The sequence below is a fragment of the Rhodococcus sp. 21391 genome, assembly GCF_016772255.1.
GTDB lineage: Bacteria > Actinomycetota > Actinomycetes > Mycobacteriales > Mycobacteriaceae > Rhodococcus_F > Rhodococcus_F opacus.
Genome location: NZ_CP063781.1, coordinates 6,362,952 through 6,389,807, shown reverse-complemented (window position 1 = coordinate 6,389,807; position 26,856 = coordinate 6,362,952). Strand labels below are relative to the sequence as shown.

Below are 26,856 nucleotides of genomic sequence, written 5' to 3'. Positions count from 1 at the left end.
GAGGGGCAGGCACATGTTGAGACGATCCGGTGCGTGGCTAGCGTTGATTCTCGGTGCCCTTTTCCTGGGGGCGGCGATTCCGGCCCCGGCGCAGGCCGAACCGCTGTATCCGTGGCCGGATCCCGACCCCTTCTATCTCGCTCCGCCCGACCTCGGGGTCCTTCGTCCCGGCGACGTCGTGCGGACGCGCCGGATCGACACCTGGATGTACGCGAACTCGGACGGGTGGCAGATCGCGTTCCGGTCGACGAATTCGACGGGACATCCGATCCTGGCCGTCACCACGGTTCTGCTTCCCCGCGGTGTCGCGAATCCTCCGCTCGTGTCGTATCAGGCCATCGTGAATTCGCTCGGAACCAAATGTGCTCCGTCGCGGTCGTTGTTCAACCTGGAACTGCAGGAGTCGCCGGGCCTGTATCTGGGTCTGCAACGCGGCTGGGCGGTCTCGGTGCCCGACCATCTCGGCCCGACCGGCGCCTACGGTGCCGCGAAACTCGGCGGCATGATCACCCTCGACAGTGTCCGGGCGGTGCAGCGGGTGGCCGAACTGGGGTTGTCGCACAGCCCCGTAGCGCTGGCCGGGTATTCGGGTGGGGGAATGGCCAGCGCGTGGGCCGCGGCGCTGGCCCCGAGTTATGCGCCGGAGCTGAAACTCGACGCGGTGGTGGCGGGCGGGATTCCCGCGGACCTCGAGCAAATGGCCCAGGGCCTGGGATTCAATCCGCACCCGGGGTTCGGGCTCGCGTTCGCTGCCGCGATCGGCTTGGAACGCGAATACCCGGAACAGCTACCGATTTCGTCGCAGCTGAACGCGACCGGACTGTGGCTGCGCGAGTGGATGTCGAACGAATGCCGCCGGTTCCTCCTGTTCCACGGCGCCTTCCGCAGCGCCGGGCAGCTGGCCGCGTCGACCAGCCTCATGGCGAGTTCGGGCGCGCACCAGGTGTTGCGCGACAACAGTCTGCGGTACTTCGAGGGTGTCCCGACCGCGCCGCTCTACCTATGGCACGGCACCCTCGACGGGCTGACACCGTTCGATTCGGTTGCCGAGACCGCGCACCGCTATTGCGCTGCCGGCGCCAGACTGACGTTCGTCCCGTACGAGATATCCGAGCACATGACGACGGCAGTGGTGGGCTTTCCGGACGCGTACGAATACGTGGCCGCGCGGTTCCGCGGCGAACCGGCGCCCACCCGCTGCTGACCCGGAAGGGTCAGACCCCGCCGCCCGCCCTCTTCGGCGCACCCGGCCGGACCGGCGAGTTCCCGCTCATCTCGCGGGCGATGAAATCCTCGATGTCGAACAGGTTGTCGCCGGCGCGTTCGACGATCGTGAGCAGGGTGTGCATGCTCGCGACCTCCTCGACCTGTTCCTCCAGGAACCACTGGATGAACCGCTCGCCGAGGTAGTCGCCGGTATCGCGGGCCGTTCGGGCGAGCTTGGTGATCTGTTCCGTGACGACGCGTTCCCGTTCCACCGCCAAGGCGACGGGGGCGCGTACCGAATCGAAATCGGTGACTACGTCGTCGATGCCGGGGACGGTCACGTGGAGGTTGTTGTCGATCAGGTACTGGATCATCATTAGCGCGTGGCCACGCTCCTCGGCGGCCTGCGAATAGAACCGGCGAGCCAGTTGCGGGAGATCGTGCGAGTCGAAATAGACGGCTACCGCGATGTACTGCTGGGATGCGGTGAACTCGTTGCGGATCTGCTGCAGCAGGAGGGCGTGGAACTCGGTGGGGGTCTTCGTCGCCGATTGAGACATGGGTGTCAGTTTACGGGCGTCGGTCACGGTCCGGTGGTGACCAGTTCGGCCGGGACCTGACGGTCGTTCGCCAGCGCATCGAAGAACTGCGACGCCCGGTCGTGATCCCAGAGCAGCACGTTCCCGGCGCCGTCGACGTCCTCGAAACCGCCCACGGGGACGGTGGTGGTGATCATGTCGCCGCGCACCGCCCAGGCGAGTGCGGCGAGGTGCCAGATGTGGTCGCTCTCGTCGACACGCAGCGATGCGGCGGTGTCGGTGACGAGCGGCCAGACGCGGAACGGGTTGAGCCACGTCGCGGGACTGGTGGCCTTCGACATCAACGCCGCCATGAACATCCGCTGATGGTTCATCCGGTCGATGTCGGCGAGCGCGGTCGCACGGCTGCGGACGAAGCCGAGGGCCTGCGCCCCCGTCAGTTCTTGGCAGCCGGGCGCGAGGTTGATCCCCGCGAGCGGATCGTCGATGGCGGTGTCCAGGCACATGTCGACGCCGCCGATCGCGTCGACGATGCCGGCGAAACCACCGAACCCGATCTCGGCGTAGTGGTCGATGTGCAGACCGGAGGCCTCCTCGACCGTCTGGGTCAGCAGTTGCGGACCACCGAACGCGAACGATGCGTTGATCTTGTCCTCGCCGTAGCCGGGGATCGACACGTACGAGTCGCGCGGAATGCTCACCATCGTCGCCGGGCCGCCGCCGCTGGGGACGTGCACCACGATGATGGTGTCGGTGCGGTCGGGGCCGCTGTTGCCGCCGGTCGACAGCTGCTGTTCCTGCTCGGGGGTCAGCCCGGTGCGGCTGTCCGATCCGACGAGCAGCCAGTTCGTGCCGGGGGTGTCGTCGATCCGGCCGGGGTAGTCGGCCAGCGCGTCGATCCGGTTCAGCGAACTGTCGAGGTAGTACGTCATGCCCGCGAGCGCCAGGACCAGCACCAGGAACAGGATGCCGATGCGCCGGCCCCAGTTCCGCTTGCGCTTGGGGCGTCGCTGCCCCGGGGGCTCCGGGGTCCGCGGCGGTGCGAGCGGCGGGGGTGGTGGCGTGCGAGGGGGACGCCGGTCGGGCACCCGAGGCGGCGGTGGCGGCGCGTCACGGTAGGGCTGCGGCGTCTGGGTGGGCGCGTAGCCGCGCGGTCCCTGCGGCGGCGCCGACCGGGACAACTGCGGTTCGGGGGCCTGCGACCACGCCTGCTGAGGCGGCGGGGCGCCGCGTCCGTCGCGGCGGATCACCTGGGTGCCCTCCGGCGGCGGCGCGGGGGGACCCTGCCGGGGAGCAGGATGTCGCGGGCGGGGCGCAGGAGGTCCCTGTTGCGGGGGACCCTGCGGTGGCACCCGCCGCGTCTGCGGAGGAACTCGCTGGTCAGGTGGTGGCATTCGGCGGTTCGGGGGCGGCGGCACCTGCTGCCCGCCCTGCGTCCGCCGGGGCGGACGGGGCGGCAGCGGAGGATAGGGGGCGTCGCCGGTCACCCGCACGACTTTACTGGTCCGGCCGGATTACGGAATCCAGCCGACGTGCCCGCGCAGGGCGGCGTAGCCGACGAACGCGATCGAATCGATGGTGGCGTGGGCGATCACGAGAGGCCACAACCGTCCAGTCTTCTGCCAGTACCGGCCGAACACCAGACCCATGGCGACGTTGCCCAGTCCGCCCCCGAAACCCTGGTAGAGGTGGTATGTCCCGCGGAGCACCGCCGACGCGAGCAGCGACGAATTCTCGCCCCACCCGAGTTGCCGCAGCCGGGTGATCAGATATGTGACGACGAGCACTTCCTCCGCGCCGGAGTTCGCGATCGCCCACAGGATCAGAGCAGGCAGCCGCCACCAGTGATCCCCGATGGTGCTGGGCACGACGGTGAGGTTGGCGCCGACCGCGCGGGCCAGCAGGTAGAAGCCGAGCCCGGGCAGACCGATCAGCGCGGCGAGCCCGACACCCTGCGTCGCGTCGGGACGCCAGCGGAATCGGCCGAGCCCGACGTCGCGCGGGCCGAGGCCGCTGCGCCACAGGAGGTACAGACCCAGCGCAGCCCACGCGAGAAGTTTCACGACGCCGAGCAATTGCCGGGCGACGTCGATGATCTGGTTCTCCGCGCGGGAGACATTGAGGGCGACGGCCTGATCGGCGAGGTTTCCGGGGGTCAGGAGCGATTCGGACAGTGACAGCAGTCCCGACAGTCCGCTCGTCCCGAACGTGACGAGCAGGACGATCGTGATCTCGATCCACAGGGCCCGCCGCTCGCTCCCGGTGGCCGGCGGAGCCGCCGGTTCGGGTGGGGCAGGCCGTATCCAGGAGGCGAGCGTTGCACGCGAGATCACGCGGCACACGCTAGCGTGCGCCGAACCGGAATGCCGATCAGCCGCGCGCGCGGAGTCCGTTCACGAACGGGCATCCGACCAGCAGCCGGATCGCCCTGCTCAGCGCGACGGCGTCGTCGACCGGCGCCGAGAACGGCATCCAGATGTCGCGATCGCCGTGGTCGTTCTCGACGCGCAGTCGCAGCCCGTACCGGTCGATGCCCAGGGGGCGGACACGTCCGCGTCGCATGTGGGGCGGCAGTTTGCGGGACAGCATGTCGATGAGGTCGCGGTGGTCCTCGTCGAGATGCTGGAGCCAGGCGGTCTCCATTTCCCAGAACGGGTCGGGCCGGGCGGCGAGCAGGTCGTCGAGGGCGACGGGTTCGGCGCCACTGGAATCGGCGACCACCGCCGATTCGAGGCGGAGCTGCAGCAGCGTCGCATCGTGCCCGACGTCGAGAAGTCCGGGGTGCGGATATTCGGACGCCACCTCGTCGGCCAGCGTCCGGGTGTGTGCCTCGCAGAGGGCGTGGAGGTTGCCGCGCAGCCAGACGAGCGACCGCACGGGCTCACGCAGCGCGAGCGGTGAGTTGTCGGTCAGCTCCAGCACGGCGGGGATTCCGCCGCCACCGGCGAGCCAGGACAACGTGGCGGCCGCCGATTCGGTGGGTACCGCGACGACGACGTCGCCGCTGGACCGCAGGTGGTGTACCGACGTGACGGTCGGTGCGCTGCCTTCGACGGCGAGTACCGCGTCCTGGGTCCGTGCGCACGAGCTACGCACACGCTCGGCGGTGGACGGACCGGTGGTCGTGACGGGCATGGAGCCTCCTTCAGGTTCCGCGATACTGAGGTAACCCTAACCTAATGTGGCCGAGTCGGCGATGGCAAGACCCCGAGACGATTCCGGTCCACGAGGTGGGCATTACGGTGGGGAGGTGGCAATACCTCTCACCCTCGGTGTCCCGCGATCCCGCGGACCGCAGTCGTTGCTCGCGGAACTTCTCAGCGGATCCCGGGACACGGGCCCGGCCGTCGGCGGCGCACTCGGACCGCGGGTGGTCCCGGCGTCCGCACTGCTCGACGCCGTCGGGACCGACGCCGGCCGCGTCATCGTGGGTCTCGACGTCGATCCCGCCGTTCTCCGCACCAGCGAGCAGGCCTCCTACGAGGCGGTCCGCTTCCACCTCGACTGCCCCGCGGACCAGCTCGGCGACGCGGTCGCGCTCCGGCTGCCGTCTCCGCTCGCGGTGTTCGTCACGGTCGACGGCAGCGACGACCTCGGTCTGGCCGAGTCGGCGCAGCAACTCGCGGACGCCGGCCGCATCCCGGGCCTCGCGAACGGGCACGCCATCGGCGAGGTCGCCGACTTCCTGGCCGTCCTCGCGCACGCGGACGTCGGGTACGTGGCGAGGGCCCGGGACACGGCGGAGGTGCTCGCGCTGCTGTCCGGGACGGTCGCGTCCCTTCGCGGCGACGACGTGCGGGCGGCGCTCGCGGCACCGGATCCGACGAGACTCACCTCGCTGATCCCCGAGGCCGCGGAGGCCGTCCGCGAGGTCCTGCTGGGGGTCGAGGTGCACGACCCGGCACTCGTGGCCCGTGAGCTGGCGGACGCGGGTCTGCGGTAAACATTCACCGTCAATGCGCCGGTCCGTCAAGGCTCGGTGCGTAATCTCGTAGGCGTGCCAAAGATCGCGTATTTCGGACCCTCGGGAACCTTCACGGAGATGGCGCTCGCCCAGCTCGAGGCCGCGGGTGCCTTCGACGGCCCGGTCGAGCGGGTAGCTGCGACGAGTCCGCCCGCCAGCCTGGCCAAGGTGCGCGACGGCGTCGTCGACGGTGCTGTCGTTCCCATCGAGAGCTCGGTCGAGGGGGCCGTGGTGCCCACCCTCGACTCGCTCGCGCTGGGCGACCGCTTGCAGATCGTGGCCGAGACCGAGCTCGACGTGGCGTTCACGATCCTCGGCGGGGCAGGCATCGAGCGGCTCGATCAGGTGCGCACCGTGCGGGCGTACCCGGTGGCGGCCGGTCAGGTGCGAATCTGGCTGGAGGAGAACTGCCCAGGCGCCGAACTCCAGACGGCGTCCTCCAACGCAGGCGCCGCCGAGGACGTGGCGAACGGCCTCGCCGACGCCGCCGTGTCCACCGCGCTCGCGGGCGAACGGCTCGGGCTGCGCAGCCTGGCCGACGGGGTGGCGGACGAGAAGAGCGCCCGCACCAGGTTCGTTCTCGTCACCGCCCCGACCCGGGTGCCCGCCCGCACCGGCGGTGACCGCACCTCGGCCGTGCTCGAACCCCACAACACCCCCGGCTCCCTCGTCGATGTGCTCTCCGAGTTCGCGACCCGCGGAATCGATCTCATCCGGATCGAATCGCGCCCGGTCCGCACCACCCCCGGCTTGTACCGCTTCTTCGTCGACTGCATCGGGCACATCGACGACCCGCTCGTCGCCGAGGCGTTCCGTGCGCTGCACCGCAAGTCGCACGTGCGGTTCCTCGGGTCCTGGCCCGCGGCGAACCCCAGCGGCCCGCCGCCGCCGTCCGACGGAGACGCAGCGGACTGGATCGAACGAATCCGTCAGGGAGAGAGGGAATCGTGAGCGGCAAGCTGATCCTGGTCCGGCACGGGCAGACCGAGGCTAACGTCGAGCGCAGGCTCGACACCCGGCTGCCCGGTGCCCGGCTGACACCCGAAGGGCTCTCCCAGGCCGAACGACTGGGCACCGACCTCGCCGCCAAGGCGACGGCCGCCCTCGTGTCCTCGCAGGCACTGCGCGCCCGGCAGACGGCGCGCTTCGTCGAACTCGCGTCGGGCATCGCCGTCCAGGTGAGGGAAGGCCTGCACGAGGCCCAGGCCGGTGAACTCGAGGACCGCAGCGACGAGGAGTCGCACAAGCTGTTCATGAAGACGTTCCACCTGTGGCACACCGGCGAGTTGGACGCCCGGGTTCCCGGCGGGGAATCCGCCCACGACATCCTCGAACGGTATGTGCCGGCCGTGGACGCCCTGCGTGAGCAATACCTCGACGACCCGGCGGAATCGGGTGACGTCGTGCTGGTCAGCCACGGCGCCGCCATCCGGCTCGTGGCGGCGCAACTCGCCGGGGTGCCCGGGCTGTTCGCCGCCAACAATCATCTGGCCAACACCCAGTCGGTGGAGCTGACACCGCTCGCGGGCGGCGGCTGGGAGTGCGTGCGCTGGGGAACCGTCGAGCCACCGTTCGAGCACCGGGTGATCCCCGGCGCGGACGACCCGATGGGGTGACGTCGTTGCGCGCACTGTGGGGTTGCGCGACGATGGAGGAAACCGTCCTCGAGGAGTGACGGCGGTGGATTGGTTCGTTGGTGATGACTATTCGCTCGGTCGGCTGCTCGTCACCGAGGGGCTCGCCGCGATCTATCTCGTCGCGTTCGTGGCCGCGAGAAACCAGTTCAGGCCGCTCGTCGGCAGCAACGGTATGCTGCCCGTCCCGAACTTTCTCCGCGCCGTCACGTTCGGACGTTCACCGAGCATCTTCCATTTCCACTACTCGGACCGATTCTTCGAGGCGGTCTGCTGGACCGGCGCCGCACTATCTCTCGCCGCGCTGCTCGGTCTGACGCAGGTCGTCCCGCTCGCAGCGTGCATGCTCGTGTGGTTCGCCCTGTGGGTGCTGTACCTCTCGATCGTCAACGTCTCCCAGATCTGGTACAGCTTCGGCTGGGAGTCGTTGCTGCTCGAGGCCGGTTTCCTCGCGATCTTCCTGGGCAACGCCTCGGTCGGTCCGCCGATACTCGTGCTGCTCGTGCTGAGGTGGTTGCTGTTCCGCCTCGAATTCGGGGCCGGGTTGATCAAGATGCGCGGCGACCGATGCTGGAAGGACCTCACCTGCCTGTACTACCACCACGAAACCCAGCCGATGCCCGGACCGTTCAGCTGGTACTTCCACCGGCTGCCGAAGCCGCTGCACAAGGTGGAGGTGCTCGGCAACCACTTCGCTCAGCTGGTGGTGCCGTTCGGGCTGTTCGCGCCGCAACCGGTCGCCGCCGTCGCCGCGACGATCATGATCGTCACCCAACTGTGGCTGGTGGCGAGCGGTAACTTCTCGTGGCTGAACTGGACGACCATCGTGCTGGGACTGTCCGTCATCCCGGACGACGTGTACGAGAAGGTGCTGCCGTTCGACGTCCCGGCCGCCGGCGACTCGGCGCCGATGCCCTTCGTCGTGCTGGTGATCGCGGTGACGGCACTCGTCGTCGTGTTGAGCTACTGGCCGATTCGCAACATGATCTCCCACGGCCAGCGCATGAATGCGTCGTTCAACAAGTGGCACTTCGTCAACACGTACGGCGCGTTCGGCAGCATCACCCGGGTGCGTTACGAGGTGATCGTGGAGGGCACGTCGGACGCGCATGCCAGTGTGCACTCCGTGTGGAAGGAGTACGGCTTCAAGGGAAAGCCGGGTGACGTCAACCGGCGACCGCGCCAGTTCGCGCCGTATCACCTGCGGCTCGATTGGTTGTTCTGGTTCACGGCGATCTCGCCCGGCTACGCCGAACCGTGGTTCCGGGGTTTCGTCGAGAGGCTGCTGCGCAACGATCGGGACACGCTGAAGTTGTTGCAGTACAACCCGTTCCCGGAGGAGCCGCCGAAACACGTGCGTGCGCGGATGTACCGGTACGAATTCACAACCTGGAAGGAGCGCCGCGAGACCGGCGCCTGGTGGAAGCGGCAACCGGTGTAGGTCAGCGGAGCCGGTCGGCCAGCGACTCCAGCGCCTGCCGCAGGCGCTGCGGGGTGCCGGGACTGAGCGACGACCACCCCACCCCGTGCGCGGAGACACTGGACGTGCCGACGATGCGTCCCGCCGACGTGTCGAAGACTGTGACAGGCCCGCCCACGGGGTCGTATCGTCCGTCGCCGTAGACGATTCCGACGATCTCGGCGTAGGTGGTGCAACCGGCCATCGCGTTGCCGAGGACGGTCGCGTCGACCGCGCTCACCCCGAGTGCGGTGAGGGCGGCGGCGAACGTCTTGCCGTCCCCGCCCTGATCGAAGGCTTCGCCGAGCTGGACCGTGGGTGCGTTGACGACGCCGACGTTCATCGGCTCTGCGGCCCCCAGCGCTCCGATCACGGGGGCGAAGATGTCGGCGCCCGCATCCTGGACGACGTACGTGTCGTCGGCGCGCAGGGCCAGCACCGAGAGGGCATCGCCCTGGGAGATGCACAGTCTCGAGATGCTGCCGTCGACGTACCAGCGAAGGGCGATCTCCCACAGAGGCCGGGCGAGAACCCGTAGGCGGTCGGCGAGTTCGGGGTGAACCCCACCGCCCGGGAGCAGGTCCCGGGCGGCGAGGGTGTCGACGGCGCCGCGGAACGCTGCGTCCCTGGCGTCGTATGTGTCGTACCGCGGGGTGGCGTCGAGCACCACCGGCAGCACGTCGAGTGCGAGCGTGTCGACGAGATAATCCATTTCGTCGAGGCTCAGGGTCACCGCCGGGAGGGTCGGTACGCCCGGCTGGGTGCCCAGGTCGATCACCGTCCGGACTCCCGGTGGTCGGGGTTCGCGCCGATCACCGACGGAATGACGGTGCGTCCGTCGGAGAAGTGCTCGAAGTTCTTCAGGTAGTCGGGGGTCTCCCGTTCGTCCTCGTCCTGCGAACCCACCCCGGCTGCGCCCGCTCCACGTCCGACCGTCATCGGTCCGCTGCCGGTGGCGCCGCGCGCCGCCGCAGCCGGGTTCACGTCGGCGCGAATGTCTCCGATCACCCCGCCGGGTGCGGTTGCCGGTGCGCCGGGCCGTGCGCCCTGGCCGCCGTCCGTCTTGCCCCAGCCCTCGGGCAGGGTCGCCCCGCCTGCGGTGCCCGCACCGATCGCACCGACCGAGGTGCGGGCTGCCGCCGCGCTGGTCGAGGCAGAGCCGCCGCCGTACGCGCCGCCGGACATCATCGGCGCACCGCCCACCATCGGGGTGACGCTGCCACCGGTGACCGCGGACAATGCCGCGCCACCGATGTTGCTCGCCGCCGACGTGGCGGTCGAGACGGTGGTGCCCGCGATGCTCCCGACCTGCGACGCGGCCGTGGTGACGGCCGGGTTCTGGCCGGCGGCCATCAGTGCGGCAGCGGCGGCACGCGTCGGATCGAATTCACCGTCGGACGGGATTTCGTCGAAGGTCCCGACCTCCTTCGAATCGGCCTTCGTGACGATACGAGGGGGCCGCCTGTACGTGCGTTTGAGTGCCAGGATGTTCGACGCGGCCTCGTATCCCTCCATCACGAGCCCGGCGCGAATGTCCATCGCGCGGTCCGCGGCTTCGGCGGCCGCGGCGGTGCCGTTGAGCGCCCCACCCGTCGTGTACGCGGTGGCCTTCGCGGTTTTCACTGCGACGATCTCGGGGATGCTGGGCATGATGAGTGCGGCGGTGGTGTAGGCGCCCGCTTCGAGCCCGGCCTTCGCTGCGGTGTCCGCGGCGAGTTCGGCACATTCGGCGGTCCACACCGTGAACGGCGTGATCTTGGCGAGCGCCGCGACCGCGGACACTCCCTGCCAGCCGGCCGCGAGTTCGGCCATCACGCGGACGAGTGTGAGGTTGGCGTCGACGAAGCTCGTGGACAGCGCCGTCCACGCCGCGCTCGCCACGCTGAGCGGCACCGGACCCGCGCCGGCGGCGAGGGTGGTCGAGTTGACGGTTGCCCCTCGGGGCAACCAGATGACACCTGTCAGTCCCATGGTCATATCTGATCTCCTGGTGGTCTCGAGGCGCCGGCCGTCACATGCCCGCAGCGAGCGACGCGCCGAGCGCGAGGTCCTCGGCGACATACAGCGCGGCCTGGGTGCGGAGTGTGTTCGCGGTCTCGCGCATCTCGAGAATGCCCTGGGCGACAGCGGGAGTGAACGTGTTGGCGACGGTATTGAAGTAACCAGCCGCGTGCAGCGAGACCTCTTCGCTCCCGGAGGGAAGCACGCGGATGGCCCCGGAGTTGAGAGCGACCGCGGTCTCGAGACGCGCGGCGAGCGCGTCGAGTTCCACGGCGGCGGCGACAAGAGCTTCAGGTGCGACGTGCAGAGCTGGCATGGCGTCGAACTCCTTCTTGACCTAGGCAGGCGGAAGGCAGTTGCCCCCCGGCAAACGAACTGCATGTGCAGCTGTCCCTACACACTTGGACGCTGCAACGCGCTCTTCGGTTCCCCCCGACCCGAGAAATTTCTTCTCGGGAAAACCGTTCATCCCCAGCCGAGCTCGTGCAAGCGATCTTCTTCTATCCCGAAGTAGTGCGCAACCTCGTGTATCACGGTGACGGCCACCTCGTGGACGACTTCCTCCTCCGAACTGCAAATTTCGAGGAGGGCGTCGCGGTAGACGGTAATCGTATCGGGCAGCGATCCGCCGTAATGGCTGTCCCGTTCCGTCAGCGCGATCCCGTGGTAGAGGCCCAGAAGATGCGGGTCCTCGTCGTTGCGGTCGTCGACGAGGACGACGACGTTGTCGATCGCGGACGCGAGCTGGGGTGGGATCAGATCGAGTGCGTCACCCACCAATTCCTCGAATCGGTCGGGCGTCATGCTCACCGCCACATCAGTTCCCGGGGACCGGCGCTGCGCCGGGAAGCGGTGTCGGAATCGACCTACCCTCCGGAACCGGCGGCGGCGGCACGGGCGCCGCGCCGTTGATGAGGATCTCGCCCTTCGCCGAACCGGTGATGGTCGAGAAGCCGCCGGCGTCGGTCTCCTTGCCCACCGAGCAGTTCACCCGCCTGCTGCCCGCGAGCCAACTGTCGAGTTCCAGGTTGTCCCAGAACAGCGTGAGCGTCTTGTTGCGCAGCGCGTCGGCGGAACCGAGGTACTCGTTGGCGGCCTGCGTGCACACGCCTTCGAGATACTTGTCCTGGTCTTCGACGGCCGGCATCGAGGAAGGGAACTGGGTGGCCAGGTCGACGACGGAGATCACTTCGAAGGCGTGGGGTTGCGCGCAGTCGACGGGATCGGTGGGCACGTTCTGGTTGATGCCGATGCAGGTGCCCGGATCCCAGATGTTGGATTGGTCCTGCTCGGCCACCTTGCCGGTGAACGGCAGCAACGTCCCTGCGGTGCTGGAGAATTGAAGGCCGCACCGCAGAGTGCGCTCGCCCGCCGCCCAACCGGAATCGCTGGGGAACATGAGACCCACGCTGAACTTGCCGTACGGATCGAACTTCGCGCCGAGGTAGGAGTCGACGGCGGGCACACAGTGTTCGTCGCGCAGCGCGGCGAACCGCAGCGCACCCGGGTAACGCGAACCCGGACCGAACTCGGCACCCGGATACACGCTGAGGTCCAGCGGCGCCGCCACCTCGAACCGGTGTTCCTCCGAGCAGTCGACCTTCGCGACGTCCTTCCGGTCTTCCTGCGGATCGTTCGACGGCGTCCAGTCGAGGCAGTCGCCTGCCACCGCCGAAGCGAACGCGTCGCCGTCCACCGAACTCGTCGCCTGCGGTCCGGAGCCGGCGGAGTGCGCGGGGAGGTTCTCGCTGCGGTTGAAACCGCCGGCGATCGCGAACGTGGCGATCGCCGCCACCACGGCACCTGCCGCGACGGCCGCGAGCGCGCGACGCGTCGTGGTCGCGGACATGCTGCGGGGAGCCTTCTCCGGTTGCCCGGCATTCTTCGGCTGGGGGTCGGCGCCGTTCGACTGATCTGAGGACATCGATTTCCATAATGCCTGTTCCGCTCGTGGAAGCAGAACAACTCCCGCAATCGGCTGGAACCTGGCGTAACTTCGACGACCATGAGTGACGATCCTCAGCACTCCGCCGAGCCGGTGGATCCTGAACTGCAAGAGCTCGCCGGGCGTGTGTTCGACACGGCACGATCCGGCGACGCCGTGTCCTTGGCCACGTACCTCGATGCGGGCGTCCCGGTGAACCTGGCCAATCAGAACGGCGACACTCTGGTGATGCTGGCCGCCTACCACGGTCACGCCGTGGCCGTTCAGGTCCTGATCGACCGCGGCGCCGACGTCGACCGGCTCAATGACAAGGGACAGTCCCCGCTGGCAGGGGCGCTGTTCAAGGGTGAGGACGCCGTGGTTCGGACCCTCGTCGCCGGTGGTGCCGACGCCACGGCCGGCCACCCGACCGCCGTCGACGCCGCCCGCATGTTCGGCCGCAAGGACCTTCTGAGCCTGCTGGAACCGAAACCGGAGTGAGCCGCTCCGCGGCGCCCGGTAGGGTTTGAAGCCGTGATTGACCTGAAGTTCCTCCGCGAGAACCCCGACGCCGTCCGCGAGTCGCAGCGCACCCGTGGCGAAGATCCCGCCCTGGTCGACGCATTGCTCGAGGCCGACGCGTCCCGGCGCGCCGCCGTTCTCGCCGGCGACAATCTGCGTGCCGAGCAGAAAGCGTTCGGCAAGAAGGTCGGGCAGGCGTCCCCGGAGGAGCGTCCGGCGTTGCTCGAGGGCTCCAAGGAACTCGCGGCCAAGGTCAAGCAGGCCGAGGCCGAGCAGCACGAGGCGCAGGCCGCGCTCGACGCCGCGCACCGGGCGATCTCCAACGTCGTCCAGGAAGGCGCCCCCGCGGGCGGCGAGGACGACTTCGTCACCCTCGAGACGGTCGGCGAGATTCCCACGTTCGACTTCGAACCCAAGGACCACCTCGAGCTGGGTGAGTCGCTGGGGCTGATCGACATGGAGCGCGGCGCGAAGGTCTCCGGTGCCCGCTTCTACTTCCTCACCGGCTTCGGCGCGATGCTGCAGCTGGGAATGCTGCAGCTGGCCGCGCAGAAGGCGATGGCCAACGGCTTCCAGATGATGATCCCGCCGGTGCTGGTGCGACCGGAGATCATGGCGGGAACCGGGTTCCTCGGCGCCCACGCGGACGAGATCTACCACCTCGCCGACGACGACCTGTACCTCGTCGGCACGTCCGAGGTCCCGTTGGCCGGGTACCACTCGGGCGAGATCCTCGACCTCGCCGACGGCCCCAAGCGGTACGCCGGCTGGTCGACGTGCTTCCGCCGCGAGGCCGGCAGCTACGGCAAGGACACCCGCGGCATCATCCGGGTCCACCAGTTCGACAAGGTGGAGATGTTCACCTACTGCAAGCCCGAGGACGCCGACGCGGAGCACCAGCGCCTGCTCGGGTGGGAGCGCGACATGCTCGCCGCCATCGACGTGCCCTACCGCGTGATCGACGTGGCCGGCGGCGACCTGGGGTCGTCGGCCGCCCGCAAGTTCGACTGCGAGGCCTGGGTGCCCACGCAGCAGGCATATCGCGAGCTCACCTCGACGTCCAACTGCACGACGTTCCAGGCGCGTCGTCTCGGTGTCCGGTACCGCGACGAGAACGGGAAGCCGCAGACGGCCGCGACCCTCAACGGCACCCTCGCCACCACCCGGTGGATCGTCGCCATCCTGGAGAACCACCAGCAGTCCGACGGCACGGTGCGGGTGCCCGAGGCGCTCGTGCCGTTCGTCGGGACGGATGTCCTGAAGCCATGAACGCAGGCGCAGGGCTTTTGGGAAGGCTACCCTTGCGCGAACGCCGAAATGATGTAACCCTTACCTAATCGAGTTGGTAAGGAGCTCCACATGTTCGTGTGCATCTGCAAGGCAGTGACGGAAGACGAAGTGCATGAGCACTGTGCTGCCGGAGCTGACAGTGCGGATGCCATCGGTGAGCGTTGCGGCGCCGGATGGGGATGCGGAACCTGCGTCGATCGGTTGAAGGAGATTCTGGAGCGGTCGGCCGCCGACAGCGTGGCCGCGTGACGAAACCGCAGCACAACTGAATCCCGCGATTCTCTACATCGCGGGATATTGCCGGTGGTACGTTCGCCTCAATCGGGGCGAACGGAGAAGTCATGCGCGGCGACGACGAAGTAATTGCTCTTCTCAACGAACAGTTGACCAGTGAGCTGACTGCGATCAACCAGTACTTTCTGCACTCCAAGATGCAAGCCAATTGGGGCTTCACCAAACTGGCGGACAAGACTCGGGCGGAGTCCATCGAGGAGATGAATCACGCCGAGATCCTCACCGACCGGATCCTGTTCCTCGAGGCGCTTCCGAACTATCAGAAGCTGCTGCCGCTGCGCATCGGGCAGGACCTGCGCGAGCAGTTCCATTCCGACCTCTCCATCGAAGTCGAGGTCGTCGAGCGCCTGCGTCCGGGAATCCAGATGTGTCGCGACAAGGGCGATGCCACGTCGGCGAAACTGCTCGAGACGATCCTCAAGGAAGAAGAGGATCACATCGACTATCTGGAGACGCAGATCGAACTGATGGACAAGATGGGCGACCAGCTCTACATGGCCCAGCTCGTCGATCAGCCGCCGACCGTCGGATAGTCGAAAACGGGGTGACACCCCCGGCGCGGAGTGCGAAACTGGGCGCGTGAGATATCCCGCCGCCCAGCCTTGACCCAGTTCGCAGCGTTCTCTCGCCGTCCGCGTGGTCGGCTACGTGTCCACGCGCGACCTCATCCCGCTCTACGGTCTGTACGACCTGCTGTTCGCCGACCACGGACTGAGCGTCGGTCAGATCTCGTCCCTGTTCGTCATCTGGTCGGTCGTGTCCTTCGTCGCCGAGGTGCCGTCCGGCGCATGGGCCGACACCGTGTCTCGACGTGGCCTCCTGGTGTTCGCGTCCGTGCTGTACACGGCCGGATTCAGCGTGTGGATCCTCGTGCCGTCGTACGCGGGATTCGCGGCCGGATTCGTGTTGTGGGGCATCAGCGGCGCCATCCAGTCGGGCACGTTCGAGGCGTTGCTGTACGACGAACTCGTGGCGCGAGGCGCCGCCGGTGACTTCGCGAGGTTGCTCGGCTACGCCAACTCCGGCGCCATGGTGTGCAACCTTCTCGCGACCCTGACGGCGGCGCCGCTCTACGTCCTCGGCGGATATCCGCTGGTCGGATGGGTCAGCGTCGGTGCGACCGTGGTCCACGGGGGGCTTCGCCCTGCTGCTGCCCGCGGCACCCAAGGTCGAGGAGGCCGACGAGACCCTCGACGTCGCGGACGAACGCCGGGGACTCGCGGCCCGGTACGCCGCGATGCTGCGGGCCGGCCTCGGCGAGGTGACGCGGGAGGCGGTGGTCCGGCGCGGAGTGCTGCTCTCGGCGGTGCTGATCGCGTTCCGGGCTTTCGACGAGTACTTCGGGCTCCTCGCCCGCGACGGTGGCACAGCGACGGCGTCCGTACCGCTGCTCGTCGCGATCACGGTGAGCGGTCAGGTGGTCGGCACAGCCCTCGCCGGACGCACGGCGTCGATGCGTGCCGTCACGTTGGGGCGGGCCGTCGCCGTTGCCGCGATCCTGCTCGGCGGGGGAGCGCTGCTCGGCGGTGTCCCCGGATTCCTCGCACTCGGCGTCGGCTACGGCATCCTCGGCAACGCGATGATCGTGTCGGAAGCGCGGGTGCAGGATGCGATCACCGGTCCCGCGCGCGCCACGGTCACGTCGGTGGCGGGACTGTTCGGTGAGGTGGCCGCGGTGCTGATCTACGCGGGCGTCGCCGTCGGGTCCCTGTTGCTGTCGGTCACGACGCTCGTCGCGGCGCTGGCCGTTCCCGTGCTGCTGTCGGCGGTCCTGGTGCGTCGGTGGCTGCCGCCGGTCCGCGCCGACGCCCCCACTGCCGGGTGAACGTACCCTTCGACGCCTCAGATGCGCCGAAGGGTACATTCGCCCGCCGGGATCAGAGCTTCGTGGACCGCAATTCGTGACCCTTGGACGTCTTGCAGCGGCCCGACTCGAGGTCCCACTGCCAGCCGTGCAGGTTGCAGGTGAGGTTGGTGCCGTCGACGACGCCGAACTTCGACAGGTCGGCCTTCAGGTGCGGGCAGCGACGCTGGATCTCGTACCCGCCGAGTTCGATCGACGCCGAGTCGTCGTGGGCCTCGGCGAACCAGCCGTCGGCGTACGCGATGCGCTCGTCGGTGAGGCACTTGAAGAACGTGTAAAGGAATTCGTTGTATCCGCCGACGCGCCACGCCTCGAAGCGGGTGGACAGGAAGATGGTGTTCACCCAGTCGGGCTCGTCGTCGCGCAGCACCGTGCGCACCAGTTCGGGGGCGATGCGGAAGCCGTAGCGGTATTTGCCGTCCTTCTCGCCGCGCGGACGGACGGTGCGCTGAGGGAAGTCGAGGACGACGGTCTCGTCGCCCATCACCAGGCCGACGGGGTAGCCGATGCCGTCGCAGATCAGGTCGGACTGCTTCATGATCGGCTCGAACTTCGCCTTGAGCGCCTCCAGCAGCGGCTCGCCCTCGGCGGGGGCCCACGTGGCCTTCTCGGCGGCGAGGACCGGCGCCATGCGCTTCGCCATGTCCTCGATGTAGGCGGCCTTGTCGGAGAAGATCTTGTCGACCTCGGCGTCCGGGATCGGGTGCGTGAGCGTCAGCTCGCCGCCCTTCAGATCCGCGGTGGACCCCGGGATCATCAGGATGCCGCCGTCGTTGCCGTGGATCCGCATCTGCTCGAGGAACGTGATCTGGTCGGGGAAGATGTTGCCCTCGTCACCCCGGTCGTCGTTCAGGTAGCGCAGGGCGTCGTCGAGGAACACCGGCGGTCCGGCGGACGGCACCACCCATGTGGCCGCGACCTGCTCGATGTAGCTGCGGCAGCGGTCCATGCCGCGCTGACGCTTCTGCTTGCCGAAGTTGGCCTTCGTCTTGGTGGGGATGTCGTAGACCATCGGGTACCAGATGGCGCCCGAGTACTGCAGCAGATGGATGTCGATCTTGCCGAACTCGTCGTGCAGGACGTCCATGTCGACGGGTCGTGCGTCGTTCATGTTGAAACACGTGGTCTCGCCGTCGGACACCACGAGACCCGAGTCGCCGATCGGACCGTCCGCAGGGGCGCGCAGCGCGATGATCATGACGTCGAGGCCACCCTTGGGGCCGGTGACCTTGTGCTTGACCGAATCCTCGGTCTCGAAGAACTTGTGGAAGCCCAGCGCCTCGAGTTCACGCTTGAGGTCCGGCACCGGGTAGTCGGGGAGCAGCACCGTCGCGTCCTTGTTGACGTGCTTGCTCAGGTTCTCCGGGTCGAAATGATCCTTGTGCAGGTGCGACACGTACAAGTAGTCGCAGTTGCCCAGGGCGTCCCAGTCGAGCTGGGTGTTGTCCGGGAACGGGAACCAGGACCCGAAGTACGCGGGGTTCACCCAGGGGTCGCACAGGATCGAGCCTGCCTCGGTCTGGATGTGGAATCCGGCGTGTCCGACGCTGGTGACCTGCACTGGTATGCCTCCTGGGAGCTGAGCGACTGTTCCAGAGTAGGCGTTCCCCCCAGGTGAGTGGCAATGCGCGCTCCAGCACACCATGCCACTCACGTGCGGTCAGGTCACTTCGCCCAGGCAGTAGCCGTCGGGGCCGATGGACAGCGTGAGCTGCCTGGTGTTCGTCACACCGGACACGTCGGTGACGGGTACGGACACTTCCAGGTAGTCGCCGCGGACCGGCGTGGCTGTCATCGCGTCGGCGGCGAACGCCGTCGTCCCGGCGAGGACGTCGGGGTCGAGTTGGAGCGGTGGCCTGCCGCCGGTGCCCGTGCCGGACGGGTCCCAGGGGCTGAAGCCGGGGCAGATCAGCGGGTAGGCGGTCTCGGTGTCGGCCCTGTTCACCGGCGCGCCCGACTCCCGAGACAGGAATCGGGTGACGGCGTACTCGGCGTCGGCGGGGGTGTAGAAGTCGACGGTCCCGGCGGGGTGGACGTGCGGGCAGGCGTAGCCGGACGCGATCTCGCTGCGTTTGACGGACACCGTGGTGCCGCCGCCGGTCCACGACACCGCGAACTGTCCGTCGACGCCGGGTTGCGCGAGGGCCCCGAGGATCGCGGACGTGTCGGCGTACTGGTCGGCGGCCTGGGCGGGCGGCAGCGTCCAGCATTTCGCGGGGACGGTGTCGGGTCGGGTGACCAGGTCGGTGGCCCAGGCGCGGACGGCGTCGACCGCTGCGGGGTTGCCGGGCACGTCGCCGACGATCACCTGCGGCACCGGGGCAGGCGGCGTGGTGGTCGTGGGCCCGGCGGCGGATGTGGGCGCGGAAACGGTATCGGCCGGAGGTTCCTCCGTCGGGATGCCGGACTGCGAATCGCACGCCACCCCCGCGCCGAGGATCACCGCGACGACCGGCGCGATGAGCGCCCTCCTGCCCCTGTCAGCCATCTCCAGCGCGCCCTTTCTCTCGACTCCCCACCGAAAGTCCGTCCCCGACGGCGGGCCAGATCGCGGATACCCGGCTACGCTAGCCGATTGTGGAACCCGTCTACCGAACCGTCATCGGCATCGCCCGCACCGTATTCGCCCTCGAGGGCCTGAAGTTCACGGTCGAGGGCGATCAGCACATTCCGTCGACGGGTGGGGCGGTGATCGCGATCAATCACACCGGCTACATGGACTTCACCTACGCCGGACTTCCGGCCCGCCGGGTGAAGCGGTACGTCCGCTTCATGGCGAAGAAGGAAGTGTTCGACAACAAGATCTCGGGCCCGATCATGCGCGCGCTCAAGCACATTCCGGTCGACCGGGCCGCCGGCGCGGATTCGTACAAGGCGGCCGTCGACTTCCTGCGCCGCGGCGAATTGGTGGGTGTGTACCCGGAGGCCACCATCAGCCGGAGCTTCGAGATCAAGGAATTCAAGTCGGGTGCCGCGCGCATGGCGATCGAGGCGAATGTGCCGATCATCCCGGTGGTCATCTGGGGGGCGCAGCGGGTGTGGACCAAGGGGTTCCCGAAGCGGCTGGGCCGCACGAACACTCCCATCTCGATCGCCGTCGGTGAGCCGATCCAGCCGTTCGAACCCGCGGCCGAGCTGACCGCGAAGCTGCATGCCACGATGACGACGATGCTCGCCGACCTCCAGCAGGGCTACGACCACCCGGCGGGCGAGTACTGGGTGCCCGCGCGCCTCGGTGGCAGCGCGCCGACACTCGACGAAGCGAACAAGATGGACGCCGCCGACGCCGAGGCGAAGGCACAGTCCCGTCGGGCCCGGGAGACCGGTAGCTAGAAGGTGGCGGTGGAGCCTGTCTACACGGCTGTCGAGTCGACGGCCAAGGCGTTGTCCCTTTTCCAGGGGTTGAGGATGACGCGAGTCGGCCTGGACAACATCCCCACCGAGGGTGGGGCGGTTCTCGCCGTCAATCACACCGGCTACCTGGACTTCGTCCAGCTGGCACTCGCGGTCGGTGCGGTGGACCGCAAACTGCGGCTCATGGCCAAGGCCGAACTCGCGCACAACAAGGTGATGGCGTTCCTGATGCGGGGGTGCGGGGTCATCCCGGTCGACCGGACCGCCGGCGCGGGCGCCTACCTCGCTGCGGTGGAGCGGCTGCGCGAGGGCGAACTGGTGGGTGTGTACCCGGAGGCGACCATCAGCCGGAGCTTCGAGATCAAGGAACTGAAGTCGGGTGCGGCGCGCATGGCGATCGACGCCCGGGTGCCGCTCGTGCCCGTCATCGTGTGGGGCGCTCAGCGGATCGCCACCAAGGGGCAGCCGAGACAACTTGGGCGGCATCGGTTCCCGGTGACCGTCGAGGTCGGCAGGCCGATCGAGCCGCGGGAACCGGCGGAGGCCCTCACCGAGACCCTGCACACGGAGATGGACGCCATCCTGCGCCGGGTGCAGGACGGATTCGACCATCCGGCGGGAGCGTACTGGGTGCCCCGGCGACTCGGCGGCAGCGCGCCGACCATCGAGGAGGCCACCGAGATGGACCGCCGCGAAGCCGAGGAACGGCGGGCCCGGTAACGGCCGCCCGGCGGCGCCGCGGACTCGGCAGGCAGAATAGCTGGGTGAGCCCAGACCGACCCAGCCTTGTAGCGTCCGATGTCGACGGCACCCTGATTGGGGAGGACGAGCGCATCAGTGCCCGCACCCGCGACGCCGTCGCGTCGGTGGTCGCGTCGGGAACCCCATTCGTGCTGGCCACCGGCCGGCCCCCGCGCTGGATCCATCCCGTGGTCGAGGGCCTCGGCTACGCGCCGCTCGCCGTCTGCGCGAACGGCGCCGTCATCTACGACAGCGACAGCGACCGCGTGCTCAGCGCCGCGACCCTCGACGTCGACACCCTCACGTGGCTGTCGGAGATCGCGCTCCGCGTGCTGCCCGGCGCCGGGCTCGCGGCGGAGCGTGTCGGGGTGAGCGCCCACGACGCCGCGACACCGCAGTTCGTGAGTTCCCCCGGCTACCAGCACGCCTGGCTCAACCCCGACAACACCGAGATGTCCGAGAACGAGGTCGTCGCGGCCCCCGCGGTGAAGCTGCTGATCCGGGTGCCGGAAATGTCCAGTCAGGCGATGGTCGACGCGCTGGCGCCGCACATCGGTCGCCGCGCGGACGTCACGTTCTCCACCGACAACGGGCTGATCGAACTGTCGGCGTCGGGAATCACGAAGGCGTCGGGTCTCGCGCTGGTGGCGGAACGACTCGGCGTGACGGCGTCGCACATCGTGGCCTTCGGTGACATGCCCAACGACATTCCGATGTTGAACCTCGCGGGCCGGGGTATCGCCGTCGAGAACGCGCACCCCGACGCCAAGGCCGCCGCCGACGAGGTGACGGCCACCAACTGGGACGACGGGGTCGCGAAAGTACTCGAGCGCTGGTGGTCCTGAGACCACCAGCGCCCGGGAGGGTGAAACCCGATCAGCCGGCCGGAACCGGTGCCGGTTCGACGGGAGCGGGAGCGGGCGCGGGAGCCGGTTCGGGTGCCGGAGCCGGAGCGGGCTCGGCCGGAGCGGGCGGAACCTGAGCCGGGTCCGCGGGCGGTGCGACGGGGGCCGCGGCATCGACCCGGGCACCGTTCTTGTAGGCCTCCGCGTAGGTGTCGTTGTAGGTCTTCAACACCTTGGTGACTATGCCGGTGATCTCGTTGAAGATCAGCGAACCGTTCTCGAAGTCGGTGCGCAGACCGCCCGGGATCGGGTACTCGTCACTGGTCGGCAGGCCCAGTTCGCCGTTGTCGGCTCCGAGGTTCTGCCACGTCTTGAAGATCTGTCCGAGGACCGCCCACACACCGCCGTTTGGCGAGGTGAAGATGGCGCCGTTGGCGAACTGTGCGCCCGAGTTACCGGCCTTGGCCTGCAGCAGTCCGGTGATGGCCTGGCCGAGCCGGCCGGTATCGCCGCCTTCCGCCACCCACTTCTGGGCGACCGGCGACGGGTCGGTGAGCCGCAGCAGTTCGTTGACCAGGGCGGGGATTCCGGCGCCGAGGCCGGCGCTGGCGTCCGTGCCGGGACCGCCGGACGGCGCCGGAGCCTCACCCGAGGGTGCGTCCGAAGCCAGCGACGCGTTGCCGCCGCCGAGGTTGGCCGCCGCGATCTGCCGGATCTCGTCCATATGTGAGTACGCCGCGTCTCCGGGGCAGGACGTGTTGCCGACGTCGCGGTGCGCGAAGATCACCGGGAGATCGACGGCCTCACCCTCCGCGTAGGGCGTGAATTCGGTGCCCTCGGAGTACATCGTCGTCTCACCGAGTGGGTCGAGTCCGGCCTTGCCGAGCTTCCAGCCCAGGAACTTGCCGACGGCGTCGAGGGTGACCTGCGGCGGATCCTCGGACGAGAAGTCGCCCATCATCGCGACTCCGGTGGTGTTCTCGTTGAACCCGCCGGCGTGCGCGCCCTGGACCGGACGGTCGAGACCGCCTGCGCGACCCTCGAAGATCTGGCCGTATTTGTCGACCAGTGCGTTGTATCCGATGTCGCACCAGCCGAGCGTCTGCGCGTGGTACGCGTAGATCGCCCGGACGATCTCGGCCGATTCGGCCTTCGAGTAGTCGTTGGCTCCCGCGGTGTGGTGCACGGTGGCGCCGCCGATGAAGTCGTCGTAATCGGGGTCCTGGCACCGGATGGACTCGTCGGCGCCCCACTGCTGGCGGCTGATGACCTTGGGACCGCCGCTGTCGAGGGGGCTCGCGATGTCGCCGAGCGTCGCGTCGCCGGGACCACTGCCCGGTTCGATGAGCACGGCCGTGACGTCGTCGGCGCCCGCGCGTGCCGGCTGCTGCCGCAACGGCGTGTTGACGGCGGCAGGGGTGTAACCGAGCGGTGCGGCCCCGTCCGCGGCGGGAGCAGGGGCTGCGGGTGCCGGGGCGGGAGCGGGCACCGCGTCGGGCGCGGGTGCGCCTGCCGGTGCCGGGATCGAGGTGGGGGTCAGGATCTGGATCGCCTTCGTCAGCCCGACGTAGACGGGTTCGGTGGCGACCTTGCCGTCCGACGCCGTCTTGTCCGTGCGACGCGTGTCGATCATGTCGGGGGAGACCCACTGTCCCCACGTTCCGTCGGCCTGCAGCGCCCGGACCTTCGACTCCGCGGACGCGAGGGTCTCGGAGGTGAGCGCCACCATGCTGAACGGGGTGTCGCGGGACAGTTCCTTGACGATCGTGCCGGGCTGCTGATCGGCCGGGGGCAGGATCGCGGGGTCGGAGACGTCGCCCGGGGCGGGGAGCTTCAGCGGGATCTGCAGGTTCGGGATCTGGAATCCGCCCGGGAGCTGCACGTTGCTGGGGATGTGGAGGTACGGCGGGATCTTCAGGTTCCGGAGGTCGCCGATGTTGACGTCGGGCAGGTTCAGCCCGGTCAGTTCCTTCATCGGAATCACGATGTCGGGAATCTGCGACAGCACGACCTGCGCGATCTCGGTGGACACTGCCGAGTTGGAGGTTTCGTTCGTGGATTTGACGTCGGAGGGTGCGCTACTGATGCCGTAGACCGCAACGGGACTTGCGACAGCCAGAGCGGCGACAGCCCCGAGGACAATCGAGGGCTTCGGTCGACGGTGCGGCAAGGGGGACTCTCCTCAGTTGTAGTTTCCTGCGAGCGACCTCGCGTGTCTGCAACTCGTGATGCTCATGTGACTGAAGAGACTGTTGTTGCTAACTCCAACCACTCTTGCCACACTAGTCACACAGGTCCATAACGCTCAACCTTACATTGAGACTTTATCCCGAATTTCTCGGACCCGCTGAGACGAGGTGCACGCCCCGTCTCAGCGCTCGTTGTTCAGCGATGAGGAGTGCAGTGATGGCGAAGACCGAATTCGGGGTTCGTGCAGGTAGACCTGCCTGGACCCGCAGGAGGCGGTACATCGCGGGCCCTCCAGCCCCGCGCGGATTCACGGCCAGACTTCTGCGCGCGTCGGCGCTCGGCATCGCACCCGTCCTCGTCGTCGGAGCCGTCACCGGCGTCGTCGTGCACGTGCGCTCCTCCGGCCAGGACGTCCGGGAAACCGTCGCCTCCGACACGCCGTACACGCTCTCCGGGCACGGCAACGGCCACGGCCGCGGGATGGGCCAGTGGGGCGCCTACGGATACGCGAAAGATCAGGGATGGGCGGCCGAGCGCATCCTCGGCCACTACTACGGCGGCACCACACTCGGCACCCTCGCCGACGCACAGATCAGCGTCCGGCTGCAGGCACGTGACGATCAGCCGCTCGACGTCTACTCCGACGCCGGCGCCGTCGTCGCCGGCAAGCCCGTCGGACCGGGAGAAGCCGTCCACCTCACACCGACCGCCGACGGCGGCGCCAACGTCGTGGTGACGCGCGGATGTGCCGGCGAGGTCCTGTGGCAGGACGCCACCGACCATCCGTGGGTGGACCCGGTCGACCTGACCCCGGACCGTCCCGCGAACGAGCACTTGAAGCTGTGCGCCGGTGACACCCCCTACCGCGGCGCGCTCGGGGTCGCGCTCGACGGCGCCGCCGTCCGCACCGTCAACGTCCTCGACATGGACGACTACCTCCTGGGCGTCGTGCCCGCCGAGGCGAAAGCCGGCTGGGCCGACACCGGTGGGGCCGAGGCGCTTCGGGCGCAGGCCGTCGCGGCCCGTTCCTACGCTGCCGCCGAGAACCGGGAAGAGTACGCGAAGACCTGCGACACCCAGAGCTGCCAGGTGTACGGGGGTTCCGCGAAGGAAGACCCGCGGACCACCGACGCCGTCCGTTCCACCAAGGGCACCATCCTGGCGAAGGACAACAAGCCCGTCGCCGCCGAATTCTCCTCGTCCACAGGCGGATACACCGCGGGCGGCGAGTTCCCGGCCGTCGAGGACCAGGGCGACACCGTGTCACCGAACCACGACTGGACGGTGACCCTCACCGCGGGCGACATCGCGTCCGCGTTCAACGTCGGAGACCTCGAATCGTTCGAGGTGGTCACCCGCAACAACTTCGGAGTCGACGGCGGACGCGTCACCGGTGTGAAGGTGGTCGGATCTTCGGGCACCGCCGAGGCGACGGGCGCCGAGGCGCGGTCGAAGCTGAAACTCAAGTCCGACTGGTTCACGGTCGGTGACGGGCTCGGCGTCCCCGCACCGCCTTCCGCCCCCGAACCCGAGTCCACCCTCGCGTCCGCGGGTGAGGACGAGGACACCGTCGGCACCACCGAGGGTTCGCCGATCGCCGAGAAGTACAAGGAACTCGGCGGCGTCAACAGCACGCTGGGAGCGCCGATCGGTCCCGAGATGATGCTGCCGTCGGAGGCGGGGAAGTTCCGGATGTACACCAACGGAACCATCATCTGGACCAAGAAGCTGGGCGCGCAGGTGATCGACGCCAGCGTGCTGCGCGAGTGGTTACCGACGGGCGGCAGTTAGGCCGGGCAGAGCGGACCGGTTCCCTCGAGCACGGCGAGCATCCCGTCGACGGACTCGCCCCAGCCGAAGTCCTCGGCCCGCCGCCGGGCCGACGCCCGGCGCGTGCGTGAGGGGATCGCGAGTATGCCGCTCACCGCTTCGGCGAACGCGGGACCCCGGTCCCTGGCCAGGGCGCCGCAGCCGGGTGTGATGATCTCGGCGAGCGCCGACGACTGTGACGCGACCACCGGGGTGCCCGCCGCGAGCGACTCGAGCGCCGACAGGCAGAACGTCTCGTGCGGTCCGGGCGCCAGCGACACGTCAGCCGACGCGAACAGCGACGCCAGGCGGCCCTTGTCGCTGATGAACCCGGTGAAGTGCACGGGGAGCCCGCGGGCCCGGTGCTGCAGCGCCTCACGCCGCGGGCCGTCGCCGGCAATGACCAGCCGGGCGTCGTGGCCCTGCCGCCGCAGCAGCCGGACGGCGTCGATGCTCCGTTCCACCTGTTTCTCCACCGACAGCCGGCCGCAGTGCAGAAGGAAACGTTGCGCCGGGTCGGCGAACGAGTCGCGCATCACCTGGTCGTGTTTGCCGGGATGGAACATCGTGAGGTCCACACCGAGCGGGACCCGGTGCAGATTGGGGGCCCCGATCCGGGTGAACTCCTCGCTCGCGAAGTCCGTCGTGCAGACGACGGCGTCGTAATTGCGGGCCATCCGGCGGTTCGCGACATCGGCCCAGCCGCGGGCCACGCGGCGCGGAGCGAGTTGGCCGAGCAGCCGGTCGAGGCGTTCGTGTGACACGACCACACTGCGCACCCCACGGGTGCGGGCCCAGCCCCCGAAACCGCGCAGAGTGAGCCGGTCGGACACCTCCAGGACGTCGGGTCGCAGACCGCTGACGACGTCGGCCACCCGCCGCGGATTGACCACGCGATAACCCCCGGTCGCGGGGATGGTGGGAGCAGACCGCGTGATCCGCAGGACCCCACTCGGCAGCAGCTCCTCGCAGTCGCGCTGACCTGGGACGACGAGGACCACCTCGTGCCCGCGTTCGACGTACCCCTGACCCCAGTTGTGGAGGGCGGTGCGTAGCCCACCCGACCGCGGTCCGTAGAAGTTCGCCAGCTGGACGATGCGCACCCGCTCATGAAGCGCGATCGCCGCGTCGGCGGGAACAACGAGGTCTGCAGAACCGGTGAATACAGGGAGAACTCCTCGTGCGTGCCGAGGAGGTCCTTGCCCCCCTTGGCCGCGCAC

The 26,856-nt window shown here is 68.7% G+C and carries 26 protein-coding genes and 1 pseudogene; 14 read left to right on the top strand and 13 right to left on the bottom strand.

All coding sequences use genetic code 11. From position 1 onward, the window contains the following. Positions 1-13 precede the first annotated feature (13 nt). On the top strand, positions 14-1,204 hold the full coding sequence (locus tag GO592_RS29485) for a lipase family protein (protein WP_039951725.1): 1,191 nt from the start codon (positions 14-16) through the stop codon (positions 1,202-1,204). Positions 1,205-1,214: 10 nt separating this feature from the next. On the opposite strand, the gene GO592_RS29480 is transcribed toward GO592_RS29485, so the two are convergent. The 4 genes from GO592_RS29480 to GO592_RS29465 all read right to left on the bottom strand — a co-directional run bounded on the left by GO592_RS29480 (position 1,215) and on the right by GO592_RS29465 (position 4,880). Then, positions 1,215-1,766: a ferritin gene (locus tag GO592_RS29480; RefSeq protein WP_037204959.1), complete on the bottom strand. Its 552-nt coding sequence runs from the start codon at positions 1,764-1,766 to the stop codon at positions 1,215-1,217. A 23-nt stretch (positions 1,767-1,789) separates the two neighbouring features. After that, positions 1,790-2,995: an LCP family protein gene (locus tag GO592_RS29475; RefSeq protein WP_237720469.1), complete on the bottom strand. Its 1,206-nt coding sequence runs from the start codon at positions 2,993-2,995 to the stop codon at positions 1,790-1,792. A gap of 264 nt (positions 2,996-3,259) precedes the next feature. Further along, entirely contained in the window at positions 3,260-4,078 is an 819-nt protein-coding gene (locus GO592_RS29470; RefSeq protein WP_007298300.1) for a CPBP family intramembrane glutamic endopeptidase, read from the bottom strand. 37 nt (positions 4,079-4,115) lie between these two features. Further along, positions 4,116-4,880, bottom strand: coding sequence for a DUF2470 domain-containing protein (locus GO592_RS29465; protein ID WP_007298301.1), 765 nt, complete (start codon positions 4,878-4,880; stop codon positions 4,116-4,118). A gap of 115 nt (positions 4,881-4,995) precedes the next feature. On the opposite strand from GO592_RS29465, the gene GO592_RS29460 reads away from it, so the two are divergent. From GO592_RS29460 to GO592_RS29445, 4 genes are all read left to right on the top strand, one after another. Continuing rightward, the gene (locus GO592_RS29460) at positions 4,996-5,688 is read left to right on the top strand and encodes a hypothetical protein (RefSeq protein ID WP_007298302.1); all 693 of its coding nucleotides are present in this window, start codon (positions 4,996-4,998) and stop codon (positions 5,686-5,688) included. Positions 5,689-5,742: 54 nt separating this feature from the next. Continuing rightward, a complete protein-coding gene (gene pheA, locus GO592_RS29455) occupies positions 5,743-6,660 on the top strand; it encodes a prephenate dehydratase (RefSeq protein ID WP_005573465.1) in 918 nt (305 codons plus the stop codon). Then, a complete protein-coding gene (locus tag GO592_RS29450) occupies positions 6,657-7,325 on the top strand; it encodes a histidine phosphatase family protein (protein WP_007298303.1) in 669 nt (222 codons plus the stop codon). Before pheA ends, GO592_RS29450 begins: the two co-directional genes overlap by 4 nt. A gap of 64 nt (positions 7,326-7,389) precedes the next feature. After that, positions 7,390-8,784: a lipase maturation factor family protein gene (locus tag GO592_RS29445; protein ID WP_373418907.1), complete on the top strand. Its 1,395-nt coding sequence runs from the start codon at positions 7,390-7,392 to the stop codon at positions 8,782-8,784. Position 8,785: 1 nt separating this feature from the next. On the opposite strand, the gene GO592_RS29440 is transcribed toward GO592_RS29445, so the two are convergent. The 5 genes from GO592_RS29440 to GO592_RS29420 all read right to left on the bottom strand — a co-directional run bounded on the left by GO592_RS29440 (position 8,786) and on the right by GO592_RS29420 (position 12,727). After that, positions 8,786-9,580: an ESX secretion-associated protein EspG gene (locus GO592_RS29440; RefSeq protein WP_007298305.1), complete on the bottom strand. Its 795-nt coding sequence runs from the start codon at positions 9,578-9,580 to the stop codon at positions 8,786-8,788. Beyond that, positions 9,577-10,779, bottom strand: coding sequence for a PPE family protein (locus GO592_RS29435; protein WP_007298306.1), 1,203 nt, complete (start codon positions 10,777-10,779; stop codon positions 9,577-9,579). The genes GO592_RS29440 and GO592_RS29435 overlap by 4 nt, the downstream gene beginning before the upstream one ends. Positions 10,780-10,813: 34 nt before the next feature. Beyond that, entirely contained in the window at positions 10,814-11,119 is a 306-nt protein-coding gene (locus GO592_RS29430; protein ID WP_007298307.1) for a PE family protein, read from the bottom strand. Between the two features lie 149 nt (positions 11,120-11,268). Further along, positions 11,269-11,619: a metallopeptidase family protein gene (locus GO592_RS29425; RefSeq protein WP_007298308.1), complete on the bottom strand. Its 351-nt coding sequence runs from the start codon at positions 11,617-11,619 to the stop codon at positions 11,269-11,271. Position 11,620: 1 nt separating this feature from the next. Further along, positions 11,621-12,727 (bottom strand): septum formation family protein, encoded by a 1,107-nt coding sequence (locus GO592_RS29420; protein ID WP_007298309.1) that lies wholly within the window; start codon positions 12,725-12,727, stop codon positions 11,621-11,623. Between the two features lie 81 nt (positions 12,728-12,808). Here GO592_RS29420 and GO592_RS29415 point away from each other — a divergent pair, with 81 nt between their 5' ends. From GO592_RS29415 to GO592_RS29395, 5 genes and pseudogenes are all read left to right on the top strand, one after another. Then, positions 12,809-13,228: an ankyrin repeat domain-containing protein gene (locus GO592_RS29415; RefSeq protein ID WP_007298310.1), complete on the top strand. Its 420-nt coding sequence runs from the start codon at positions 12,809-12,811 to the stop codon at positions 13,226-13,228. A gap of 33 nt (positions 13,229-13,261) precedes the next feature. After that, positions 13,262-14,518, top strand: a complete 1,257-nt coding sequence (serS, locus tag GO592_RS29410) for a serine--tRNA ligase (protein WP_005260454.1) — start codon at positions 13,262-13,264, stop codon at positions 14,516-14,518. Between the two features lie 90 nt (positions 14,519-14,608). After that, the gene (locus GO592_RS29405) at positions 14,609-14,788 is read left to right on the top strand and encodes a (2Fe-2S)-binding protein (RefSeq protein ID WP_005248857.1); all 180 of its coding nucleotides are present in this window, start codon (positions 14,609-14,611) and stop codon (positions 14,786-14,788) included. 92 nt (positions 14,789-14,880) lie between these two features. Next, positions 14,881-15,366, top strand: a complete 486-nt coding sequence (gene bfr, locus GO592_RS29400; RefSeq protein WP_005260453.1) for a bacterioferritin — start codon at positions 14,881-14,883, stop codon at positions 15,364-15,366. Positions 15,367-15,469: 103 nt separating this feature from the next. Continuing rightward, a pseudogene (locus tag GO592_RS29395) lies at positions 15,470-16,658 on the top strand (MFS transporter). Positions 16,659-16,710: 52 nt separating this feature from the next. Here GO592_RS29395 and GO592_RS29390 read toward each other — a convergent pair. Beyond that, positions 16,711-18,258, bottom strand: a complete 1,548-nt coding sequence (locus tag GO592_RS29390; protein ID WP_007298312.1) for a Rieske 2Fe-2S domain-containing protein — start codon at positions 18,256-18,258, stop codon at positions 16,711-16,713. A 99-nt stretch (positions 18,259-18,357) separates the two neighbouring features. After that, positions 18,358-19,185, bottom strand: a complete 828-nt coding sequence (locus GO592_RS29385; protein WP_007298313.1) for a hypothetical protein — start codon at positions 19,183-19,185, stop codon at positions 18,358-18,360. A gap of 89 nt (positions 19,186-19,274) precedes the next feature. Here GO592_RS29385 and GO592_RS29380 point away from each other — a divergent pair, with 89 nt between their 5' ends. The 3 genes from GO592_RS29380 to GO592_RS29370 are packed head-to-tail and all read left to right on the top strand — an operon-like array spanning position 19,275 to position 21,637. Continuing rightward, positions 19,275-20,030, top strand: a complete 756-nt coding sequence (locus GO592_RS29380; RefSeq protein ID WP_007298314.1) for a lysophospholipid acyltransferase family protein — start codon at positions 19,275-19,277, stop codon at positions 20,028-20,030. Between the two features lie 9 nt (positions 20,031-20,039). After that, a complete protein-coding gene (locus GO592_RS29375; RefSeq protein ID WP_007298315.1) occupies positions 20,040-20,771 on the top strand; it encodes a lysophospholipid acyltransferase family protein in 732 nt (243 codons plus the stop codon). Between the two features lie 44 nt (positions 20,772-20,815). Beyond that, positions 20,816-21,637 (top strand): Cof-type HAD-IIB family hydrolase, encoded by an 822-nt coding sequence (locus tag GO592_RS29370; RefSeq protein ID WP_007298316.1) that lies wholly within the window; start codon positions 20,816-20,818, stop codon positions 21,635-21,637. A gap of 31 nt (positions 21,638-21,668) precedes the next feature. On the opposite strand, the gene GO592_RS29365 is transcribed toward GO592_RS29370, so the two are convergent. Further along, positions 21,669-23,807: an N-acetylmuramoyl-L-alanine amidase gene (locus GO592_RS29365; protein ID WP_039951727.1), complete on the bottom strand. Its 2,139-nt coding sequence runs from the start codon at positions 23,805-23,807 to the stop codon at positions 21,669-21,671. A 236-nt stretch (positions 23,808-24,043) separates the two neighbouring features. On the opposite strand from GO592_RS29365, the gene GO592_RS29360 reads away from it, so the two are divergent. Continuing rightward, a complete protein-coding gene (locus GO592_RS29360; protein ID WP_007298318.1) occupies positions 24,044-25,618 on the top strand; it encodes a SpoIID/LytB domain-containing protein in 1,575 nt (524 codons plus the stop codon). Here the strand turns inward: GO592_RS29360 and GO592_RS29355 are convergent. After that, entirely contained in the window at positions 25,615-26,739 is a 1,125-nt protein-coding gene (locus GO592_RS29355; protein ID WP_007298319.1) for a glycosyltransferase, read from the bottom strand. The two genes, GO592_RS29360 and GO592_RS29355, sit on opposite strands and share 4 nt — an antisense overlap. Positions 26,740-26,856: the final 117 nt, after the last annotated feature.

Coding starts and splice junctions, on each gene's coding strand:
- GO592_RS29485 (WP_039951725.1), top strand. CDS start 14: ATGTTGAGACGATCCGGTGCGTGGCTAGCGTTGATTCTCGGTGCCCTT.
- GO592_RS29480 (WP_037204959.1), bottom strand. CDS start 1,766: ATGTCTCAATCGGCGACGAAGACCCCCACCGAGTTCCACGCCCTCCTG.
- GO592_RS29465 (WP_007298301.1), bottom strand. CDS start 4,880: ATGCCCGTCACGACCACCGGTCCGTCCACCGCCGAGCGTGTGCGTAGC.
- GO592_RS29435 (WP_007298306.1), bottom strand. CDS start 10,779: ATGACCATGGGACTGACAGGTGTCATCTGGTTGCCCCGAGGGGCAACC.
- GO592_RS29430 (WP_007298307.1), bottom strand. CDS start 11,119: ATGCCAGCTCTGCACGTCGCACCTGAAGCTCTTGTCGCCGCCGCCGTG.
- GO592_RS29420 (WP_007298309.1), bottom strand. CDS start 12,727: ATGTCCTCAGATCAGTCGAACGGCGCCGACCCCCAGCCGAAGAATGCC.
- GO592_RS29415 (WP_007298310.1), top strand. CDS start 12,809: ATGAGTGACGATCCTCAGCACTCCGCCGAGCCGGTGGATCCTGAACTG.
- GO592_RS29405 (WP_005248857.1), top strand. CDS start 14,609: ATGTTCGTGTGCATCTGCAAGGCAGTGACGGAAGACGAAGTGCATGAG.
- bfr (WP_005260453.1), top strand. CDS start 14,881: ATGCGCGGCGACGACGAAGTAATTGCTCTTCTCAACGAACAGTTGACC.
- GO592_RS29385 (WP_007298313.1), bottom strand. CDS start 19,185: ATGGCTGACAGGGGCAGGAGGGCGCTCATCGCGCCGGTCGTCGCGGTG.
- GO592_RS29360 (WP_007298318.1), top strand. CDS start 24,044: ATGGCGAAGACCGAATTCGGGGTTCGTGCAGGTAGACCTGCCTGGACC.